This is a genomic window from Mangrovimonas xylaniphaga (assembly GCF_001280435.1).
GTDB classification, from domain to species: Bacteria; Bacteroidota; Bacteroidia; order Flavobacteriales; family Flavobacteriaceae; genus Mangrovimonas_A; species Mangrovimonas_A xylaniphaga.
The window spans coordinates 755,650-776,668 of record NZ_LBIP01000013.1; the positions used below are offsets into that span (position 1 = coordinate 755,650).

Annotated in this window: 19 protein-coding genes; 15 read left to right on the plus strand and 4 right to left on the minus strand. The window is 38.7% G+C overall.

Annotated features, from left to right (window positions below; genetic code table 11):
• Positions 1-155 precede the first annotated feature (155 nt).
• The 4 genes from ZA06_RS03370 to ZA06_RS03385 all read left to right on the plus strand — a co-directional run bounded on the left by ZA06_RS03370 (position 156) and on the right by ZA06_RS03385 (position 3,954).
• On the plus strand, positions 156-1,346 hold the full coding sequence (locus ZA06_RS03370) for a pyridoxal phosphate-dependent aminotransferase (RefSeq protein WP_053975980.1): 1,191 nt from the start codon (positions 156-158) through the stop codon (positions 1,344-1,346).
• Positions 1,347-2,360: a UDP-N-acetylmuramate dehydrogenase gene (gene murB, locus ZA06_RS03375; RefSeq protein WP_053975981.1), complete on the plus strand. Its 1,014-nt coding sequence runs from the start codon at positions 1,347-1,349 to the stop codon at positions 2,358-2,360.
• Positions 2,361-2,591: 231 nt separating this feature from the next.
• Positions 2,592-3,122 carry an RNA polymerase sigma factor gene (locus tag ZA06_RS03380; RefSeq protein WP_053975982.1) on the plus strand — a complete coding sequence of 177 codons (531 nt, stop codon included), beginning with the start codon at positions 2,592-2,594 and terminating at the stop codon, positions 3,120-3,122.
• 10 nt (positions 3,123-3,132) lie between these two features.
• Positions 3,133-3,954 carry an anti-sigma factor gene (locus ZA06_RS03385; RefSeq protein WP_053977053.1) on the plus strand — a complete coding sequence of 274 codons (822 nt, stop codon included), beginning with the start codon at positions 3,133-3,135 and terminating at the stop codon, positions 3,952-3,954.
• Between the two features lie 52 nt (positions 3,955-4,006).
• Here ZA06_RS03385 and aqpZ read toward each other — a convergent pair whose 3' ends face one another.
• Positions 4,007-4,702 (minus strand): aquaporin Z, encoded by a 696-nt coding sequence (gene aqpZ / locus ZA06_RS03390; RefSeq protein ID WP_053975983.1) that lies wholly within the window; start codon positions 4,700-4,702, stop codon positions 4,007-4,009.
• Between the two features lie 165 nt (positions 4,703-4,867).
• Between aqpZ and ZA06_RS03395 the strand changes: the two genes are divergently transcribed.
• From ZA06_RS03395 to ZA06_RS03425, 7 genes are read left to right on the plus strand one after another with little or no spacing between them, the layout of a single operon-like run.
• Positions 4,868-5,071, plus strand: a complete 204-nt coding sequence (locus ZA06_RS03395; RefSeq protein ID WP_053975984.1) for a membrane or secreted protein — start codon at positions 4,868-4,870, stop codon at positions 5,069-5,071.
• A 6-nt stretch (positions 5,072-5,077) separates the two neighbouring features.
• The gene (locus ZA06_RS03400; protein WP_053975985.1) at positions 5,078-6,190 is read left to right on the plus strand and encodes a glycosyltransferase; all 1,113 of its coding nucleotides are present in this window, start codon (positions 5,078-5,080) and stop codon (positions 6,188-6,190) included.
• Positions 6,181-6,729, plus strand: a complete 549-nt coding sequence (locus ZA06_RS03405) for an RNA polymerase sigma factor (protein WP_082331916.1) — start codon at positions 6,181-6,183, stop codon at positions 6,727-6,729. Before ZA06_RS03400 ends, ZA06_RS03405 begins: the two co-directional genes overlap by 10 nt.
• Positions 6,729-7,943 carry an Nramp family divalent metal transporter gene (locus tag ZA06_RS03410; RefSeq protein WP_053975987.1) on the plus strand — a complete coding sequence of 405 codons (1,215 nt, stop codon included), beginning with the start codon at positions 6,729-6,731 and terminating at the stop codon, positions 7,941-7,943. Before ZA06_RS03405 ends, ZA06_RS03410 begins: the two co-directional genes overlap by 1 nt.
• A 52-nt stretch (positions 7,944-7,995) precedes the next feature.
• Positions 7,996-8,874: a lipoyl synthase gene (lipA, locus tag ZA06_RS03415; RefSeq protein WP_053975988.1), complete on the plus strand. Its 879-nt coding sequence runs from the start codon at positions 7,996-7,998 to the stop codon at positions 8,872-8,874.
• Positions 8,875-8,876: 2 nt separating this feature from the next.
• Complete coding sequence (gene gap / locus ZA06_RS03420) at positions 8,877-9,875, plus strand: type I glyceraldehyde-3-phosphate dehydrogenase (protein ID WP_053975989.1); 999 nt, start codon at positions 8,877-8,879, stop codon at positions 9,873-9,875.
• Positions 9,876-9,924: 49 nt separating this feature from the next.
• Entirely contained in the window at positions 9,925-12,150 is a 2,226-nt protein-coding gene (locus ZA06_RS03425; RefSeq protein ID WP_053975990.1) for an ATP-binding protein, read from the plus strand.
• A 2-nt stretch (positions 12,151-12,152) separates the two neighbouring features.
• Here the strand turns inward: ZA06_RS03425 and lpxK are convergent, their stop codons facing one another.
• Positions 12,153-13,163 (minus strand): tetraacyldisaccharide 4'-kinase, encoded by a 1,011-nt coding sequence (gene lpxK / locus ZA06_RS03430; protein ID WP_053975991.1) that lies wholly within the window; start codon positions 13,161-13,163, stop codon positions 12,153-12,155.
• A 138-nt stretch (positions 13,164-13,301) separates the two neighbouring features.
• Between lpxK and ZA06_RS03435 the strand changes: the two genes are divergently transcribed.
• The 3 genes from ZA06_RS03435 (at position 13,302) to msrA (ending at position 15,960) form a co-directional block, all read left to right on the plus strand.
• Positions 13,302-14,396, plus strand: a complete 1,095-nt coding sequence (locus ZA06_RS03435) for a Nif3-like dinuclear metal center hexameric protein (protein WP_053975992.1) — start codon at positions 13,302-13,304, stop codon at positions 14,394-14,396.
• A gap of 2 nt (positions 14,397-14,398) precedes the next feature.
• Positions 14,399-15,178, plus strand: coding sequence for a zinc ribbon domain-containing protein (locus ZA06_RS03440; protein WP_053975993.1), 780 nt, complete (start codon positions 14,399-14,401; stop codon positions 15,176-15,178).
• A 122-nt stretch (positions 15,179-15,300) separates the two neighbouring features.
• Positions 15,301-15,960, plus strand: a complete 660-nt coding sequence (msrA, locus tag ZA06_RS03445; protein WP_053975994.1) for a peptide-methionine (S)-S-oxide reductase MsrA — start codon at positions 15,301-15,303, stop codon at positions 15,958-15,960.
• 76 nt (positions 15,961-16,036) lie between these two features.
• Here msrA and ZA06_RS03450 read toward each other — a convergent pair whose 3' ends face one another.
• Positions 16,037-18,694, minus strand: a complete 2,658-nt coding sequence (locus ZA06_RS03450) for a T9SS type A sorting domain-containing protein (protein ID WP_082331917.1) — start codon at positions 18,692-18,694, stop codon at positions 16,037-16,039.
• A 521-nt stretch (positions 18,695-19,215) separates the two neighbouring features.
• Complete coding sequence (locus ZA06_RS03455; RefSeq protein ID WP_053975996.1) at positions 19,216-19,635, minus strand: (4Fe-4S)-binding protein; 420 nt, start codon at positions 19,633-19,635, stop codon at positions 19,216-19,218.
• Between the two features lie 113 nt (positions 19,636-19,748).
• On the opposite strand from ZA06_RS03455, the gene kynU reads away from it, so the two are divergent.
• On the plus strand, positions 19,749-21,017 hold the full coding sequence (gene kynU / locus ZA06_RS03460) for a kynureninase (RefSeq protein ID WP_053975997.1): 1,269 nt from the start codon (positions 19,749-19,751) through the stop codon (positions 21,015-21,017).
• The last annotated feature ends 2 nt before the right edge of the window (positions 21,018-21,019 follow it).

The following is a 21,019-nucleotide window of genomic DNA, read 5'->3' on the forward strand; positions in this document are numbered from 1 at the left end:
AAAAAACACCATATAAAAACCCATTGTATTCGCATATTAACTAATTGACTATATACAAGTTACAACCTTTTGAGATATTATCATTTTTTAGGGTTTGTTTTTAAAAAAACTTTAAGATAATTTTCAGACCTTTGCGCTTTAAAATCAAGAATAAAATGCCATCTATTTCGAAAAAAGGGCTTGACATGCCTGCATCTCCGATACGTAAACTTGTTCCTTACGCAGAACAAGCCTATAAAGACGGAAAAACTGTATACCACTTAAACATTGGCCAGCCAGATATCAAGACTCCAGAAGTTGCTTTGGACGCTGTAAAGGTGCATTCCTTGGATATTTTAGCCTACACCCGTTCTGAAGGTTCAGAAGGGTACCGCAAAAAAATTGCTGCCTATTATGAGAAAAATGATATTCACGTAAACCACGACGATATCATTGTAACTACTGGAGGTAGTGAAGCGCTAATGTTTGCCTTTGGAAGTATTATGGATCCAGACGATGAGATCATTATCCCTGAACCATTCTATGCCAATTACAATGGTTTTTCAAAAGCTTCGGATATTAAGGTAGTACCTGTTATTTCTAAAATAGAAGACAATTTTGCATTGCCAGCAATTGAGGAGTTTGAAAAATTGATCACTCCAAAAACAAAGGCTATTTTAATTTGTAACCCAGGAAACCCAACGGGATATTTATATTCAAAAGAAGAAATCCAAAAACTAGCGCAAATAGTAATTAAGCATGACCTATTCTTAATTGCTGATGAAGTTTACCGTGAGTTTGTCTATGACGGAAACAGCTTTTATTCTATCATGCAAGAAGATAGCATAAAGGACCACGCCATTATGATTGATTCGGTTTCTAAGCGTTACAGCATGTGTGGAGCTAGAATTGGATATTTGGTTTCAAGAAACAAAACCTTTATTCAAACGGCTTTAAAGTTTGCCCAAGCACGTTTGAGTCCGCCAACTTTGGCTCAAATTGCCAGTGAAGCAGCATTAAATACTCCACAGAGCTATTTTGACGATGTCAATGAAGAATACGTACATAGACGTAACACCTTGATTTCCGAATTGGAAAAAATTGAAGGCGTAAAAGTAGCCAAACCTAAGGGAGCGTTCTACTGTATAGCAGAACTCCCTGTGGAAAACGCCGATGATTTTGCACAATGGCTTTTGGAGAAATTTGATGTTGATGGCGAAACCGTAATGGTAGCCCCTGCCGCAGGGTTCTATTCTACCCCAGGTGTTGGTCTTAATCAAATACGCATTGCCTACGTATTAAATGAAAGTAGCCTTATCAAGGCGGTAAATATATTGAAAGAAGCCCTAAAAGTTTACAATAGCTAAATGCTTGTACAACAACATATATCTCTAAAGCCCTACAATACTTTCGGTATTGATGTGTCTGCCAAACAGTTTGTGTCTGTTTCTTCCTTGGAAGCGCTCAAAAGTGCTTTGGCAGACAAGCAAAACTCCCCTATTTTTATTTTGGGAGGTGGTAGCAATATGTTACTAACTAAGGATGTAGAGGCTTTGGTAATTCATGTCAATCTTAAGGGCATAGAGGTTGTAGAAGAACAGGACAAGCATGTTTTGGTAAAGGCCCAAGCAGGTGAAAATTGGCATGAGTTTGTATTATGGTGTTTGGAACATGATTTTGGAGGCGTCGAAAACCTATCCTTGATTCCAGGGAATATAGGGACAGCCCCTATTCAAAACATTGGTGCTTATGGTGTAGAATTGAAAGACGTGTTTGAAAGATGCGAAGCAATCGATATCAAGACGCATGAACTTGTCTCCTTTTCCAAGGAAGAATGTCAGTTTGGGTATCGTGAGTCTATCTTCAAGCAAGCAGCCAAAGGCAAATACATCATTTGTAACGTCACCTTAAAATTGACGAAACACAACCACGTTCTTCATACCGAATATGGTGCCATTAAAGGACAATTGGAGCAGGACAATATTACAACTCCAAATATTAAGGACATTTCCAATGCCGTAATTGCCATAAGGGAAAGTAAACTTCCCAACCCAAAAGAAATTGGTAATAGTGGCAGTTTCTTCAAAAACCCAGTGATTTCAAAACAACAGTTTGATCAATTAAAGGAGAACTTTCCAAATATTCCAAGCTATGTCGTTTCGGAAGAAGAGGTAAAAGTCCCTGCTGGATGGCTCATTGAAACTGCAGGCTTCAAAGGTAAAACCTTCGGAACTTATGGAGTTCATAAACAACAAGCCTTGGTTTTGGTAAATTATGGAGGCGCTAAAGGCGAAGATATCTTTGAGCTTGCAAAGCTGATACAAGACACCGTCAAACGTCTTTTTGGAATTTCTATTGAAATGGAAGTCAACATTATATAAAAGAAGCCCCGTTCACTCGGGGCTTCCCTTCTATAGTAAATGTAATTGCGCTATTAACCTTTATCTGTTTAGGAAAGAAAACATTTTAACTATAGTATCTTTTTAAAAGGTTTTTCAGCAATGTTTGTAATAGTAATATTTTGCTATTTTTACTACCTTTATTTATATACGTTTTAAAGAAGACTTTTAGATGTAATCGAAGTACTCTTAAAACCTTAATACACAAACCTTTTGAGCACATCTATTGAGCAGAAAATTGTCGAACTTTTAGAAAAAGAAGACAAAACCGCCATTAATTTACTCTATAAATATTATAGCGATAGTCTTTATGGTGTCATATTGAAGGTTACCAACGATGAGGAACTTGCCCAGGATGCTTTGCAGGAAACCTTTGTAAAGGTCTGGAAAAATGCCAAATCGTACGACCCCAAAAAGGCCAAATTGTTCACCTGGTTATACCGAATTGCCAGAAACACAGCCATTGACAAATTAAGAAGTTTCAATAATCGATTTGAAAAGGAAGTCCAAATCGATCAATCCAACGTATATATACTACCAACAGCAAGTTTAAACCAAGATGTCCTTGATTTGAAAGAGCACGTTGGCAGATTGGACGAAAAGTACCAAATAGTACTGAAAGCCTTATTTTTTGAAGGCATGACGCAGCAGGAAGCCAGTGAAGAACTGGACATTCCGTTAGGTACCATAAAGTCTAGATTAAAAATTGGACTTAGAGAATTGAAAAAACTTTATGTTCATTAACGCAAAAGCAATGGAAACAACATTACAATCTTTCTTGAAGTCTGACCTATTGGACAAGTATATCCTAGGGACAGCAGATGCTTCGGAGATTTTAGAAGTAGAACATTTTATTTCCAAATACCCAGAAGCCCATGATGAGTACATTAGATTGCAGGACAATTTAGAAATCCTTGCCAAATCCAATGCGGTAGAAGCTCCCCAGTTCATTTTGGATTCCATTCACAAAGCCATCGAAAAAGAGGAAACCAAAAAGGAAACGCCTGTTATCAGCTTAACGCAAACTCGTGTAAAGCGCAAAAAAACTTGGTACCGCTATAGTATCGCGGCCAGTATTGTTGCCTTCATTTTTGCCAGTGCTGCCTTTTTGCTGTACCAACAGAACATCCTTTTACAACAGGAAAACCAAGTGGTTGTTGATGAGCTTTTTGATTTGAGAAACGACATTGAAAACAACAACGAAAAACTGGACAATCTCATGAGACAGTTCATGAAATTAAACAACCCAGAAACCGAAAAGTATGTATTGCGCGGCAACGACAGAGCCAAAGACCTTAAAACCGTAGCTTACATCAATGCCGTAGACAAAACTTCGATGATCGATGTGGTATCCTTACCTCAGTTACCTGAAGATCAAACCTATCAAATTTGGGCAGAGTTACAGGGAAAAATGGTTAACCTAGGAATTTTGGATGCTTCAGATCGCAAATTAAAACCTATTCCTTATATGGAAGATGCATTGGGACTTAGCATTACCATAGAATCTAAAGAAGGACAAAACAATGCAGCTTCTGCAGAAAATGAAGTTGCAGAAATCTCCTTAAAAAACAATTAGAAATTAGCACATTTGAAATAAAAAAACCTCGGAATTTCCGAGGTTTTCTTTTTTATTCCATCTCCGGTTTATCGAACAAGGTTTTATGAATTAATCCAGCCACAATCGCTCCTAAAATAGGAGCTACCCAAAACAACCATAGTTGCGAAATATAAGGCCCTGTAGCAAACAACGCCTGACTTGTAGATCTCGCAGGGTTAACAGAAGTGTTTGTAATTGGTATACTGATTAAATGAATTAAAGTTAATGCCAAACCAATGGCTATAGGCGCAAAACCCTTTGGAGCCCGCTCATTGGTACTTCCCAAAATTATCAACAGGAAAAACGAAGTAAGTGTAAACTCGGCCACCAATCCAGATAACATAGAATAACCTCCGGGGGACAACTCTCCGTAGCCATTGGCTGCAAAACCGCCCACATCAGTAAAATTAGGTTGACCAGAAACAATTAGGTACAACACGCCAGCCGCGGCAATACCTCCAATAATTTGAGCCGCTATGTACCCTACCAAATCTTGAGCTGGAAATTTTCCTCCTGCCCATAACCCAAAAGTTACTGCTGGATTAAAATGTCCTCCTGAAATGTGCCCAACGGCAAAAGCCATTGTAAGCACCGTTAGTCCAAAAGCAAGGGCCACCCCAGCAAAGCCAATACCCAATTCAGGAAACGCTGCAGCAAAAATAGCACTGCCGCAACCTCCAAAAACCAACCAAAAGGTTCCAAAAAACTCAGCAAATATTTTTTTCATAAGTTATAACATTAACAGTTAGCGTTTTAAATTTAACATTATTTTTCTTCCCCTGTAATTCACAAACTCAAAATCTTACAACAAACTGTCAACACTTGTTAACATCTGCTTATAGAATTAGTCATTTTACATCAAAAGCTTTACCTTTGCAGAAACCTTTTACGCATGAAATTGTTACTTATCACACTTATCCTTTTAGGATTGGGAATTGCTGGAATCGCCATTAAAATATGGGCTAAAAAGGATGGTAAATTTGCTGGAACTTGCGCAAGTCAAAATCCTATGCTTAATAAAAGTGGGGAAGCTTGTGGTTTTTGTGGAAAGACTCCAGACCAATTTGATAACTGCAACGAACCTCAACACTCCTAATCCTTAATGCTGATATTTGATGTTCTGTTCTACAGTTTTATTGTAGTTATCATTGTTCAAGCGTTTTATTATTTAGGGATTTTTCAAAAGTTTGCTTTTTCTAAAGCCCTCAAAGCGGTACCCCAAAATTTTCCGGTATCGGTTATTATTTGTGCCAAAAACGAGGCCGAGAACCTTCGTGAATTTCTTCCATCCATTCTACAACAGGATTATCCAAATTTTGAAATAGTCCTTATCAACGACAGCTCTAGCGACGACACTTTGGAAGTCATGGAAGAATTTAAATCGTCTCATGATTTCATTAAAATTGTAGACGTTAAAAATGTTGAGGCCTTTTGGGGCAACAAAAAATACGCCCTTACCCTAGGGATCAAAGCCGCCAAGAACAAACACCTCCTATTTACAGATGCCGACTGCAAACCTGTATCCAACCAATGGATTTCTGAAATGTGCAGCCATTTTTCCTACACCAAGTGTATTGTCATTGGTTATGGTGCTTACCAAAAAATTAAAGGCTCACTCCTAAACAAACTTATACGGTACGAAACCTTACTAACGGCTACCCAATACCTTTCCTATGCACAAATAGGAATTCCATATATGGCAGTTGGGCGCAACTTAGCCTATAAAAGCGATACGTTTTATGAAGCCAGAGGTTTTATGAGCCATATTGATCTCAACTCTGGTGACGACGATTTGTTTGTAAATGAAATTGCCACATCTAAAAATACGGCTGTGTGCGTAAGCCCCGAAAGCTTTACACTTTCAAAACCCAAAACCACATTTAGCAGTTGGATCTTGCAAAAGCGGCGCCATGTAAGCACAGCTCAACGGTATAAAACCAAACACAAAATAGCATTGGGTCTGTTCTATGTTTCCCAAGTTCTTTTTTGGGCATTGGCCACCTTATTGCTATCTATCCAATATCAATGGATGATTGTGGCCGGACTGGTTGGATTCCGATTTTTAATGGCCTATACCATATTGGGTTTGTCCGCTAAAAAGCTAAATGAAAAAGACGTTTTAGTATTACTTCCCTTCTTGGAACTATTTTTAATTGTGGTACAATTCTTTATATTTATAAAAAATCTAATTGCAAAACCTCATCATTGGAAGTAAAAGAAGCCATTGCAAAAGCCAAACAAAATGACCAAATGGCATTCAATTTTTTGTTGGACACTTTTTGGAACGACGTATACGGCTTTCAATTGAAACGCACCGAAAATGAGAATGATGCCGAAGATATAAGCATCCAAACATTTTCAAAGGCCTTTGACAAAATAGCCACCTATGATGAGAGCTATGTATTTAGAACATGGTTGATTACCATTTCAAAGAACATCCATATCGATTTGTTGCGCAAACGAAAATCATCAATTACGAGCACTACAAATCGAGAAGATGACAATGAGTTTTACAATATTATAGACGAATCTCCTTCACCGGAAGACAAACTCATCACCGAACAGAATCTGGCAAAACTTTTAAGGGACATCAAAAAGCTGCAGCCCCATTATCAAGAAATTATCAACCTAAGATATTTTCAGGAGCTGAGTTACAAGGAAATTTCGGAACAACTTCAAGAGCCCATCAACAATGTAAAGGTGAAACTCCTTAGGGCAAAAAAACTATTGGCAGAAATTATCACCAAAAAATAATGTCCTTTGATTTTAAAAAGCTAGGTCCTGGATTACTCTTTGCCGGTGCAGCAATTGGTGTATCACATTTGGTACAATCCACTAGAGCTGGCGCCGATTATGGTTTTGGACTTGTGTGGGTTTTACTTTTGGTAAATTTGTTTAAATATCCCTTTTTTCAATTTGGCCCACGCTATGCCATGGCTACGGGAGAAAGTCTTTTAGAAGGTTACAAAAAATTGGGCAAAGGTGTTCTTTTCACATATACTATAGTAACATTGGCTTCAATGTTCACCATTCAAACAGCCGTTACAATAGTTACCGCTGGATTGGCCCACAACCTGTTTGGAAATAGCATTTCTTTAGAAATTTGGACAGTAATTATTCTCTTTATATGTGTCTTGATACTATTAAAAGGAAAATACCGATTTCTAGATAAAATCATGAAGGGGATTGTTGTCACCCTTACCATCAGCACACTTATAGCTGTAGTTTTGGCTTTTAAAGAGCAACCAACGTCTATTTCGTTTTTACAGATACTTCCAAAAGACCATTTGCAAATAGCTTTTTTAATTGCTTTTATGGGATGGATGCCCGCCCCTTTGGATATTTCTATCTGGCATTCCTTATGGACCATTGAAAAAAAGAAAGAAGTTCAAAACTTAACAGTGAAATCCTCTTTATTCGATTTCAATATTGGATTTATAGGAACAATCATCATTGGATTAGGATTTTTAACATTGGGCGCTTTGGTAATGCACCAAAGCAGTGTGGCATTCAGTGCTAAAGCGAGTGAATTTTCAAACCAATTAATCTCCATGTATTCCAAACACATGGGAGCATGGACCTATCCCATCATTGGTATTGCCGCTTTCACCACCATGTTCAGCACTACCCTCACCACTATGGATGCCTCTCCTCGATCCATGGCCCACAGTCTGCAATTACTGTTTCCTAAAAAACAGTTTAAAGGATATCTTGCATGGATGTTCATTCTGCTTTTAGGAACCATCTTGATTTTCTTTTTCCTAGCTTCGGAAATGGGACTTCTCATCCAAATTGCTACGATTCTTTCGTTTTTAACGGCGCCCTTTTTCGCTATCGCCAATTATGTGCTTATCTGTAGCAAACATACGCCAACAGAATGGCGTCCTTCAATGGCAATGCATATTTGGAGTCTCTTGGGCATAGTTTTTCTTATAGGTTTTAGCGCTTGGTATCTTAGTACGATATAGCAAGGTATTACAATTATACTTTGTATCTTTGCGGTTGCAAATTACAGATTACATGAACACAGAAACTGCTTCAAACACGGTAACAGAAAGACAGCCAAAACCAAAATGGTTACGAGTTAAATTACCTACCGGTAAAAAGTATACAGAACTTAGAGGCTTGGTGGACAAATACAAGTTGAACACCATTTGTACTTCGGGAAGCTGTCCTAATATGGGTGAATGTTGGGGAGAAGGTACTGCAACCTTCATGATTTTAGGAAATATCTGTACCCGTTCCTGTGGATTTTGCGGAGTAAAAACAGGTCGTCCAGAAACTTTGGATTGGGACGAACCAGAAAAAGTGGCACGCTCCATCAAGTTAATGAACATCAAACACGCTGTATTAACCAGTGTAGATCGTGACGATATCAAGGATATGGGGAGTATCATGTGGGCCGAAACGGTAAAAGCTGTTCGCCGTATGAACCCGGAAACTACCTTGGAAACCTTGATTCCAGACTTTCAAGGCATCGAACAACATATTGACCGCATTATAGAAGTTGCTCCAGAAGTTGTATCTCATAATATTGAAACCGTAAGACGGCTTACCAGAGAAGTACGTATCCAAGCGAAATACGACCGTAGCTTGGGTGTTTTGAAATATTTAAAAGCACAAGGACAACGTCGTACGAAATCTGGAATTATGTTAGGTCTTGGAGAAACCAGGGAGGAAGTTATCGAAACCCTACACGACCTAAAAGCAAATGATGTTGATGTTGTAACCATTGGTCAATATTTACAACCAAGTAAAAAACACCTTCCTGTTCAAAGTTTTATCACTCCTGAACAGTTTAAAGAATATGAAACCATTGGTTTGGAATTAGGCTTTAGACATGTTGAAAGTAGCGCTTTGGTAAGATCTTCCTACCACGCGCAAAAACACATCCACTAGTCATGATTAGGGTTGCCATAAATGGGTTTGGCCGAATTGGCCGACGCGTATTTAGACTCATACAAAACCATCCCAACCTTAGTGTAGTTGCCATAAATGATTTAGCAGATGCGCATACCTTAAGTCATTTGCTCAAATACGATAGTATTCATGGTGTTTTACCAAACGAAGTGGCCTGGGATAACCACAATATCATTGTAGACAATCAAAAGATTCCACTACTGAATCATAAGCATCCTAAAGATATTGATTGGCGTCCTTATGATGTTGATTTCACTATTGAAGCTAGCGGAAAATTCAAGACTACTGAAGATTTAGAATGGCATATAAAAAATGGTGCCAATCGTGTGATTTTATCGGTCCCTCCTTTAGATGATAGTATCAAAACTATTGTCATGGGCGTCAACGACCATTTATTGGATGGTACGGAAAAAATTATTTCAAACGCCTCCTGTACTACCAACAATGCAGCGCCAATGCTAGCTGTTGTTAAGGAACTCTGTGGCGTCAAGCAGGCCTATATTACCACGGTTCACTCCTATACAACAGACCAAAGCTTGCACGATCAACCTCATCGCGACTTGCGTAGAGCACGTGCCGCAGGGCAATCCATTGTACCTACAACTACTGGTGCCGCCAAGGCTTTGACCAAAATTTTCCCCGACCTTTCCAATGTTATTGGGGGCTGCGGAATAAGAGTGCCCGTAGCCAACGGTTCCTTAACGGATATCACTTTTAACGTGGAAAACACGGTATCTATAGAAGATATAAACCAAGCCTTTAAAAATGCTTCAGAAACTAAGCTGAAAGGCATTTTGGAATACACCGAAGACCCCATCGTATCAATAGATATTGTAGGAAATACCCACAGTTGCATCTTCGACTCACAGATGACTTCCGTGATAGGAAATATGGTTAAAATTGTAGGGTGGTACGACAATGAAACTGGATATTCTTCAAGAATTTTAGATTTAATTTGCAATTTATCGGACAAATCATGACTTTTATCGAATAAATATTTATATTTGTTACAATAAAAGCGGTCTAAATATGTCCCAAATTAAGTACTTCATCCTTATTTTAGGCTTCAGTTGTTGGCTTCAGCTAGGAGCGCAAAACAACGCTGATGATCGTGATTTATTGCAAATGCGCATTGAAAATCACATCACGTATGCTTCCTTAAACAGTAGCCGTGGCGATTATTACGAGGCAAAGGAAAATCTTACAAATGCTTTGGATATAGCCAAAACTATTGGCAACAAACAAAGTCAAGGAATTATCTATACCAAGATTGCCAAACTGCAATACACCATTGAAGAGTCCAAAGAAGCAATAGTTTCCCTTAATAAAGCTGCAGAGATTCAAAGGGAGATTGAGGATTACGCCAATTTGGCAATAACCTATAATGTTTGGGGAGTTATTTACTACAGCTCCAAGGATTACCAAACGGCTTTAGACTACTTTAATTCTGCCAAAACCAAATTTGAAGAGGAAGACCTAGAGGAATACATCCCAGAAGTATGCCTTAATGAAGCCAAGGTTTACATTCAAATGGAAGACTACAAACAGGCCAAAGCCCAATTGGAAAAGGCTATTGTACTTGCTAAAAAATACAATCAAAACAATATTTTAAGTAGTGCCTTAATCAATAATGGAAAAGTTCTGCAACAACTAGGCAATAGTGATTTGGCCCTTTCTGTTACCAACGACGGATTAAAAATTGCCCAACAGAACAAGCTTATCGAAAGCCTCAACGAAAGTTACCTTACTTTGAGCGACATTTACCAATCTGAACAAAACTACAAGCTTGCCAACGAATTTTTACTCAAGCACATCAAGTTATCGGATTCTATATTGGATATCAAACGTGAGAACTTGAGCCCAGAAAAACGCACACAATTTATCAGTGAATATAAAGATGCCGAAAACCAACAGTTAAAGGCAGAAATGAAGCAAAAGAATGCCGATAGCAACCTTACCAAAATCACCACTATTTTGAGTATTGCCCTTATCACTATTCTTTCGCTGCTAACACTTTCACTCTACAAAAACAACAATATTAGGCTCAAGACCAACAACATGCTTCACAAGAAAAATGACGAGTTGGTATTGGCCAAAGAAAAGGCCGAGTTGGCGTCCAAAACAAAAGCCAATTTCCTTTCCACGGTAACGCATGAGCTTAGAACACCTTTGTATGCCGTCACCGGATTGACCAATATGCTTTTGGAAGAGCAACCAAAACCAGAACAGATACCTCACTTAAAATCATTGAAATTTTCTGGAGACTATCTTTTAACCTTCATCAACGACATTCTACAAATCAATAAAATTGAAGCCAACAAGGTAGACTTGGATCCTGAAATTTTTGATTTAAAGAAGAAAGTAGGCAATGTAATTTCTGCGCTCAACAATTCTGCAATGGACAATAACATTACCATGCATTTTGAGTACGACAAAGACCTTCCTCGCACCTTTGAAGCTGACCAACTTAAGATTTCCCAAATCTTGATCAACCTTATTGGTAACGCTATTAAGTTTACCAAAGACGGTGATATTTGGGTAAGAGTTACCAAAATGAATGAAAAAGATGGGGTATATGGGGTAAGGTTTGAAGTAGAGGACAACGGTATAGGAATTACCAAAGAAAAGCAGGAGCACATGTTTGAAAGTTTCTCTCAAGGCTCCATTCAAATAAACCGTAAGTACGGAGGAACTGGGCTTGGACTTTCCATTGTGAAAGGGCTTATAGAAATCCTGAAAGGAAAAATCTACCTAAAAAGTGAGCTCGGAAAAGGATCTACCTTCATTTTTGAAGTGCCAATGGCTTATGCTGAAAAGCTTGAGACCATCGCGAAACCAAACTATTCAAATAACATCAATCAATTGGACTTAAGCAATGTTAAAATTTTGGTTGTCGAGGACAACAAAATTAACCAAATGATCACGAAGAAGATTTTGAACAAAATGAACCTTCAGTGCGATGTCGTGGACAATGGTGAAGATGCCGTTGAGAGAGTAAAAGAAGTAAATTACAGTGTTGTTTTAATGGATATCCACATGCCTGGAATTAGCGGATTGGAAGCTACCAAAATCATTAGAACTTTCGACAAAGAGCTTACCATATTTGCCCTTACCGCGGTAACCTTGGAAGACAAAATGCATGAGTTTGATGAAGCTGGCTTCAACGATATTATCTCAAAACCGTTTAAACAGGAAGATTTTGAGAAGAAGCTATTCAACGCTTTAAGCAACCAGAATCAAGCTTCTACCATTTAATTTTAAAATTGGTTAACAAAGGTGTTCACCTTTGAATTGAACAATTCTGGTTTATCCAACTGTACTTCTATGGGTAAATAGAACAGGTCATCTTGATTTTTGAAATGTGGAGATAGGCGCATATAATCCTTTTCCGTAGTGATGATCAGTTCTTCGTTTTTCAACATATCAATCTCACTTTCTGAAAAATCGTGGTGATCCTTAAAATTTAAGTGTTTAAACTCTAGTTGAAAAGACTTCAAGTACTCCAAAAGAGGTTTTGGATTCGCTATACCTGTCACCAAGCTAAACGGTTTACCTTTTAACAAATCAAGAGCTATTTCTCCTTTTCGACCTTTAAGTACATCTGAATAATCAATTGAACTAAAAAACACCTCCTGCCCTTCATTTGGCTTTAATTGCTTTATAATTTCTGTTTTTTCAACCTCACCCAAATTGTTTGGGCATTTAGTTACTACAATCACATCAGCACGTTTGGCACCAGATCGTGGCTCTCTTAAATCGCCTGTTGGCAACAAAATATCGTTAGCGTATAATTTGGAATAGGAAGTCAACAACACATAAAATCCGGCCTTCACTTTACGATGCTGAAAAGCATCGTCCAAAAGGATAATTTCAGGAGCATTTTTCAATTCGCGTAACACCGCAATGCCATGACGTCTGTCCTCATCGACACACACCAATAGATCTTCAAACTTAGAATGAAATTGGAAAGGTTCATCTCCAATATCCTCTACTTTCGTTTCCCCATTGGCCAAAAGAAACCCTTTGGTTCCCCTCCTATACCCCCTACTCAAAGTTGCCAAGGTTCGATCTTTCCCTAATAACCTAACCAAATATTCAATCATTGGCGTTTTTCCCGTTCCACCAACACTCAAATTGCCAACTGCGATCACGGGGAAATTATATTCCGTTGACTTAAAAACACCAACATCATATAATTTGTTTCGCAACCAAGTGACCACATAATAAACAGGAACAAAAGGCAATAAAAGCTTCCGAAGTAAGTGCATAAATGACTATTTAAAACAGCATTGAATTGGTTTGGCAATATAGTCAATATTTAAATCATGCTTCTTTCCAATTTCTAACCTTCAGAAAACTGCCGAGCGTATCACTTTATTTTTATCTTTGAAACAAACAATACTTTTATGCTTATAAAAGATGTCATTGCGCATTTGGAAGATTTGGCCCCAACGGCCTATGCAGAAGATTTTGACAATGTAGGCCTTTTGGTAGGAGACAAAAACACTCCATTAACAGGGGTTTTGGTAACTTTAGACACCTTGGAAGCCGTTGTAGACGAAGCCATTGAGCACAACTGCAATCTTATTGTGAGCTTCCACCCCATCATTTTTAAAGGCTTAAAAAAACTAAACGGTAACAGTTATGTAGAGCGAGTGGTGATTAAAGCCATTCAACATAACATTGCCATTTATGCCATTCATACAGCTTTGGACAATGCCTTACAAGGCGTAAATGATATTATCTGCAACCAATTAGAATTACATTCCAAAGAAATATTGATTCCACAAAAAAGCACCATAAAAAAACTGACCACCTATGTTCCTACGGAATCTGCCATTCAGTTACGCGAAGCTTTATTTGCTGCAGGAGCGGGTAGTATAGGTAATTACGACCAATGTAGTTTTAATACGGAAGGTACCGGAACCTTTAGGGGAAATGCCTCCTCCAATCCTACAAAAGGAGAAAAGCAAGTATTGCATTACGAAACAGAAACCCAAGTTTCGGTAACCTTTCAAAAACATCACGAATCTAGTATTCTAAAGGCACTTTTTTCGGCTCACCCGTATGAGGAAGTCGCCTACGAAGTGCAAACTCTGGACAATATCAACCAAACCATTGGCATAGGTATGATTGGGCAATTGGAAAAAGAAATGGATCCCATTCCTTTTTTAAACTATGTAAAAGAAAAGATGAACGTATCGGCAATTAGACATACCGAACTCCCACAGAAACCTATCAAAAAAGTAGCGGTGTTGGGGGGCTCCGGAAGTTTTGCCGTTGGTGCAGCCAAAGCAGCCAAAGCTGACATCCTAATTACTTCAGACTTAAAATATCATGACTTCTTTTCCGCCGAAAACCAAATTATTTTAGCAGATATAGGTCATTACGAGAGCGAACAGCACACAAAAACATTTTTAGCGGACTATCTATCAAAAAAAATTACTAATTTTGCAGTCGTTTTATCGATGACAAATACCAATCCAGTAAAGTATTTATAATTATGGCAAAAAAAGCTGAAGCTTCTGTTGAAGAACGATTAAGAGCGTTATACGATTTACAATTAATCGATTCCAGAGTAGACGAAATCAGAAACTTAAGAGGCGAGCTTCCTTTGGAGGTAAGAGACCTTGAAGATGAAGTAGAAGGATTAAATACAAGACTTGAAAAATTAGGTTCAAATCTTGAAATGATTGATGAGGAAATCAAAGGGAAGAAAAATTTAATTGAAGAAGCCAAAGCTTTGATTAAAAAATACAGTGAGCAACAAAAAAATGTTAGAAATAACAGAGAATACAACTCATTGACTAAAGAAATAGAGTTTCAGGAATTGGAAATTCAATTGGCCGAAAAACACATTAAAGAGTTCAAGGCGCAAATTGAGCAGAAAAAAGAAATCATTGCTGAAACCAAAGATCGTCTTAAAGACCGTCAAACCCACCTTAAGCACAAGCGCAGTGAGTTGGACGCTATTTTAGCCGAGACTGAAAAAGAAGAACAAGCTTTACTTCAAAAATCTGAAGAATACCAAGAGCAGATTGACTCTAGATTGGTAAAAGCTTACCAAAGAATCCGTAGCAATGTAAAGAACGGATTGGCCGTTGTGCCAATTGAAAGAGGTGCCTCAGGAGGTTCTTTCTTTACAATTCCACCACAAATTCAGGTTGAAATTGCTTCTCGTAAAAAAGTAATTACAGACGAGCACAGTGGACGTATTTTGGTAGATGCACAGTTAGCCGATGAACAAAGAGAGAAAATGGAAAAATTGTTCTCTAAACTTTAGACCATCATAAAACTTCATATAAAAATCCCTAGCCTATCGGTTAGGGATTTTTTTTGTGACCACTTTCTTATAGTTTTCAATAAGGTTTTCCAAAGTCCCACGACTATTAAAAGAAAAACATCATGAAATCCATCAGCACCTTTATCATCGCCCTCTTGTTTTTTAGTTGCAACAACCATGCGCAGGTAAACCCGAAACAACAAGCCTTAATGAATGTAGAACCTGTTGAAGTCCCAATGGAAAACGGTTTGGCCCGCGCCTATTTTGCCAGTGGATGCTTTTGGTGTGCCGAAGCCATTTACGAAAGTGTAAAAGGTGTGGAAGAAGCCATTTCTGGGTACTCCGGAGGCCATTCAGAAAATCCTACGTACGAAGACAGCAACACAGGACGCACAGGACATGCGGAAGCCATTGAAGTGATTTACGATCCTAAAGTGGTGGATTTTGCCACCTTGGTGGATGTTTACTTTAACTCGCAAGACCCCACTCAATTCAACGGACAAGGTCCTGACAATGGCAGCCAATACCGCTCCATTATTTTTTACCAAAATGAAGAACAAAAACAAATAGCCATTGAAAAAAAAGCTGCTTGGGCTAAAAAACTAAACACCGATATCGCTGCTGAAATCATGCCATTCCAAAAATTTTGGGAAGCCGAAGCCTATCATCAGAACTTTGAAAAACGCAATCCGAATCACCCTTACATCAAAAATATCTCCCAACGCCGTTTGGAAAATTTCAAGCGTAGCTGCCCTATGCTCATCAAAAATGATGATGAATAAACATCAAACTCATACATAAAAAAAGCCCACTTTTATAGTGGGCTTTAAGCTGCAACAACAGTATACTATTAAACAATTATCGCCTGGATTGAACTAATTTACCAGTAACACGCTCTCCATTCACCGTTAGCACATAAATGAGCGTATTGTTTTGCGGGGCCGGTAAATTGACATTATATGAGTTTTCACCTTGCTTCAAGTCTCCTTCAAAAACCATTTTAACACGTTGCCCCAGTAAATTCATCAATTCCAAACTTCCCTTAGAATCTTCGGAAGCCACTACCTTAAAGTTCACTTGATCGTTAAAAGGATTTGGATATGCTTTGATAATGGTTTTAGAAGGAAGTTGCTTTATGGATGTGTCCTCAGGAACAGTAGTGCTTGCCATTCGTGCTTCAGCACTCGGACAATCAGAATTACTACACGACACACTTGAAGACACACATCCTGATGATTTGTCCCTCACTAAAATCCCAGAAACAGACCCTGCCGTCAAATCCGTAAAATCTGGACTATCCTGGTAAGTGGTTCCTCCATCAATACTATATTCATAATCACCACCCAATGGACTTAAAAAAGTAATACTTCCCGCATCAGGACCACACAAAGAAGGTTCAACCACACAAATTGTTGGTGCAGAAGGAGTATCCGTATCTACTGTTACGGTCACAGTATCCCTATCAAAACAACCTGTTGTGGAATTGGTTTTGGTCACCGTATAAATAGTTGTACTTATTGGATTAGCCGTTGGATTACCTATGTTAGAAGCACTTAACCCTGTTGCGGGAGACCAAGAATAGGTAAATCCTGTTTCACTAGCCTCTCCTATTACAGCTCCACTAGCATTGGAGATACAGGTCTTGATAAATGAATTTCCCGCTTCAGCTGTGACTGTAGCATTATTCACTGTTACCTCTACAGTGTCTGTATCTAAACACCCCGTAGCATCATTTGTTTTAGTCACCGTATAAGTTGTTGTACTTGTTGGGTTGGCTGTTGGATTACTAATATTAGAAGCACTTAATCCTGTAGTAGGCGACCAAGAATAGGTAAACCCTGTAACTGATGCCTCTCCTATTCCTGAACCTCCTACATTGTCTTCACAAGTAATGGTAAAATCACTTCCCGCATTGGCCGTAACAATGGCATTATCCACAGTTACGGTCACAGTATCCGTATCAAAACAACCTGTTGTGGAATTGGTTTTGGTCACCGTGTAAATAGTTGTACTTGTTGGATTAGCTGTTGGATTACTTATGTCAGAAGCGCTTAAGCCCGTTATAGGTAACCAAGAATATGTAAACCCTGCTTCACCAGCCTCACCTATTTGTGCCCCATTATCATTGGAAGTACAAGTCTTGGTAAAAGAATTCCCCGCTTCAGCTACAACATCAGCGTTATTTACAGTAACCTCCACGGTATCTGTATCAAAACAGCCAGTTGCAGTATTGGTTTTTGTAACAGTATAGGTCGTAGTTGTCGTTGGATTAGCAGTTGGATTACTAATATTAGCGACACTTAAACCTGTTGCAGGAGACCAGGAATAAGAAAATCCCGTAGTTGTATCTTCCCCTATTTGAGCTCCATCCGGATTAGAGACACAGGTTTTAGTGAAATCTGCTCCCGCATTGGCTGTTACAACAGCATTATCCACTGTTATAATCACCGTATCTGTATCTGTGCAGCCATTAGACGTATTTGTTTTTGTTACAGTATAAGTAGTTGTCACCAAAGGGACAACTACTGGATTTGCAATTGTCGAATCAAAAATCAAGTCCTCTGGTGATGATTGCCAAGAATAAGTATATCCTGTTTCTCCACTTTCCCCTATCGTACCACCACTTACGTTTTGAACACAGGTAATTTTGAAAGGAGAACCTGCCTCTGCCACTGGTGGAATTGCTGGGTTAATAGTCCTCATAAAAGTATTGGTGCACCCTCTAGAATCCGTAATTAAAACGGTATAAGTACTTGCTGCCAATGCAGAATAGGTCGTCGATCCTCCTACTTGCAACTGAACACCTGTACCTCCATTCAATTGTACGGAATATGGTGGAATCCCACCAAAAGGAGACACCTGAATAGAACCTCCTGTTGTACAATCTGCGTCTACAACACTTAAAATCCCATTTACACCTGTTTCCACCTTTATTGCATCTAAGGTTCCACATTTAGGATTAATTCCTCCTGGATCATTGGCTAAAGATTCACAGGTAGCGTTGGGACTAGCCGAAGTCCAAGCCAAGTACAAATCAGTAATTTCTAAAGAGGTATCACAAGTCACTTCAATTTCCGTTGAAGACACTAGAGTTGTTGTTGAATTTGGCGGAACAGGTCCCACACACGCGAAAATAGGCTCCGGCTCTCCTATTTCGACTCCATCTGAATCATATCTATGCAAATATCCCCAAAACGCAAATGAGGTCCTAGTCGACCCTGTTTTATTGTAAATAGACAACTCCAATAACCTTGTTCCACTACAGTTACAGGGGTCCTCATCTGGTGGGGGTAAAGCAGCCCCTACCAATTCCAAATCCTTGGAGGTACAAGAAATATCTGCTGGAGGAAAAACAATATCCTGAGCAATTGTAATGGAAGAAACCATCAAAAAGAATAACAACATAATCGTCTTAAACGATAGACTGCTCAAAATTTGTAGATGGTGGAGCTCAACAAAAATGCCAGTAGCGGATTGGTCGGAAGTACTACTTCCGTTGGTAATCTGTGTTTTCATTGGTCTTAGAATTAAATTGGTTATTAAATAATGCCTAGGTAAATCCCAGATAGATGAATGAGGTTCTAAAACCAAACACAAGAAAATATAAGTCAACAGCCATTGGGAGCTTTGCCTCTAACATAAATACCTCTAAATAGTGTTTAATTGATAGCAAAAATTCTACACAATCACAGAAGATGTTGGTGCCTGTTTGCTATTAATAAATTTAATCTTGGAGAGAATTGCGAATTAATTTCAATTCGACTTTCATATACATCTAAACTAATTTTAAAAAATAGGTCCTCAAAATAAAACCGTTGGACGACTAAAATTAACTTTAATTTACTGATTTTAAGCAGAATAAAACTACAAAACACCCATTTAAAGTGCTCATTTTCAAGAAAATTTGGGTTAAAATCATCCAAACCCAAAGCTTCACCCGTATATATTATAAAATATCCCGCAGTTTGCGTCTATATATATTGAAAGCGCTTCTACCAATGGTCGAAGCGCTTTTTCTTTAAATATTTCTTTAAGAACTATCCCCCAAAATCAATCTTTCTGTGGGTGCCGTCACAATAGGGTTTGTTAGCGGAACCTCCACAACGGCAAAAAGCAGTTGTTTTATCTTTGGTCTCAGTCCGGCCATCCGTATGGTTCACACTTAAGGTACCGTGTACCAATAACGGTCCATTTTCCATAATCTCCACTTTAGTTTCCATCGCTTTAGTATTATCTTGTTTTGCACCGTTCATATAAAAACTCAATGCGCCAGAAGGGCATTGTTTTACTTGGTTAACCAAGGCCGATGTACTCGCAGCTTGAATCTTAATCCATGGTTTATCCTGAGGTTGGAAAACATCAGGCAAGCCTTTCACACAAATTCCCGAATGAATACATTTTCTAGGTTCCCAAACAATGGTGACTTCTCCATTGCTATATTCTTTTGTAACATCCATGGCCGCGGTTTTTACTAAAGATACAAATTCCCTGTTGAAATCTCTCCTAATTTACACTTCATTCCTAGATTTATAATTCCTATTTTTGTGAACAACCCAAAAAAAAATTACAATTGTCTACATATAAATCAGGTTTGAATTTTGCCAAAGAACTAGACCAAAATGACGACCTCGCACAATACAGAACCAAGTTTCACATCCCAAAAGATTCACAAGGAAACGAGCTAATTTACCTTTGCGGAAATTCATTAGGACTACAACCTAAAACTACCAAATCTTACATTGATCAAGAATTGGAAGATTGGGCCAATCTAGGGGTTGAAGGCCATACCGATGCCAAAAACCCATGGATGCCCTACCATGAATTCCTAACGGAAAACATGGCTAAAGTAGTTGGTGCCAAACCTATCGAGGTAGTGACCATGAACACCCTTACGGCCAACCTACATTTCATGATGGTGTCCTTTTACAAACCTACCCCAAAACGCTATAAAATTGTCATCGAATCTGATGCGTTTCCTAGTGATAAGTATGCTGTAGAGTCACAATTACGCCACCATGGTTATGACGATAAGGAAGGTTTGATTTTATGGACTCCAAGAGAAGGAGAAGAATTGCTGCGCTATGAAGATTTACAAGCAATTTTGGACGCCCATGGCGATGAGATTGCCTTGATCATGATTGGAGGAGTCAACTACTATACAGGACAATATTTCGATTTAAAACTTATCACGCAAATGGGGCATCAACATGGTTGTATGGTTGGTTTCGACTGTGCCCATGGAGCCGGAAATGTGCAACTCAACCTTCACGATTCGGGAGCCGATTTTGCCGTTTGGTGTACCTACAAGTACCTCAACTCAGGACCTGGAAGTTTGGCAGGAGCCTTTGTGCACGAACGCCATGCCCATGACAAAAACCTCAACCGTTTTACCGGTTGGTGGAGCCACAACAAGCAAACCCGTTTCAATATGCGTCATGAGTTTGATGTCTTGCCGGGAGCAGAAGGTTGGCAATTGTCCAACCCTCCTATACTTTCCTTGGCTGCTATTAAGGCTTCCTTGGATATCTTTGGAGAAGTAGGCATTGAAAAACTCTCCAAAAAATCGAAAGAACTAACCGGCTATTTTGAATTCTTACTGAAAGAACTTGGCGAAGACACAATTAGAATCATCACTCCAGAAAATCAAGACGAGCGTGGTTGCCAATTGTCCATTCAAGTAAAAAATGCCGATAAAAATCTACATAAAAAATTAACCGAAGCAGGTGTGATTAGTGACTGGAGAGAGCCTGATGTGATTCGTTGCGCTCCCGTGCCGCTTTACAATTCTTTTCAAGACGTGTACCACATGGTAGACAAGTTAAAAGCTATTTTAAATTAAAC

Bases quoted from the DNA above. Each gene is read 5' to 3' on its own strand.
- ZA06_RS03440 (WP_053975993.1), top strand. From the start codon at position 14,399: ATGGCAAAAAAAGCTGAAGCTTCTGTTGAAGAACGATTAAGAGCGTTA.
- ZA06_RS03455 (WP_053975996.1), bottom strand. From the start codon at position 19,635: ATGGATGTTACAAAAGAATATAGCAATGGAGAAGTCACCATTGTTTGG.
- msrA (WP_053975994.1), top strand. From the start codon at position 15,301: ATGAAATCCATCAGCACCTTTATCATCGCCCTCTTGTTTTTTAGTTGC.
- ZA06_RS03370 (WP_053975980.1), top strand. From the start codon at position 156: ATGCCATCTATTTCGAAAAAAGGGCTTGACATGCCTGCATCTCCGATA.
- lpxK (WP_053975991.1), bottom strand. From the start codon at position 13,163: ATGCACTTACTTCGGAAGCTTTTATTGCCTTTTGTTCCTGTTTATTAT.
- ZA06_RS03435 (WP_053975992.1), top strand. From the start codon at position 13,302: ATGCTTATAAAAGATGTCATTGCGCATTTGGAAGATTTGGCCCCAACG.
- lipA (WP_053975988.1), top strand. From the start codon at position 7,996: ATGAACACAGAAACTGCTTCAAACACGGTAACAGAAAGACAGCCAAAA.
- gap (WP_053975989.1), top strand. From the start codon at position 8,877: ATGATTAGGGTTGCCATAAATGGGTTTGGCCGAATTGGCCGACGCGTA.
- ZA06_RS03425 (WP_053975990.1), top strand. From the start codon at position 9,925: ATGTCCCAAATTAAGTACTTCATCCTTATTTTAGGCTTCAGTTGTTGG.
- ZA06_RS03385 (WP_053977053.1), top strand. From the start codon at position 3,133: ATGGAAACAACATTACAATCTTTCTTGAAGTCTGACCTATTGGACAAG.
- murB (WP_053975981.1), top strand. From the start codon at position 1,347: ATGCTTGTACAACAACATATATCTCTAAAGCCCTACAATACTTTCGGT.
- ZA06_RS03395 (WP_053975984.1), top strand. From the start codon at position 4,868: ATGAAATTGTTACTTATCACACTTATCCTTTTAGGATTGGGAATTGCT.
- ZA06_RS03450 (WP_082331917.1), bottom strand. From the start codon at position 18,694: ATGAAAACACAGATTACCAACGGAAGTAGTACTTCCGACCAATCCGCT.
- ZA06_RS03400 (WP_053975985.1), top strand. From the start codon at position 5,078: ATGCTGATATTTGATGTTCTGTTCTACAGTTTTATTGTAGTTATCATT.
- aqpZ (WP_053975983.1), bottom strand. From the start codon at position 4,702: ATGAAAAAAATATTTGCTGAGTTTTTTGGAACCTTTTGGTTGGTTTTT.
- ZA06_RS03410 (WP_053975987.1), top strand. From the start codon at position 6,729: ATGTCCTTTGATTTTAAAAAGCTAGGTCCTGGATTACTCTTTGCCGGT.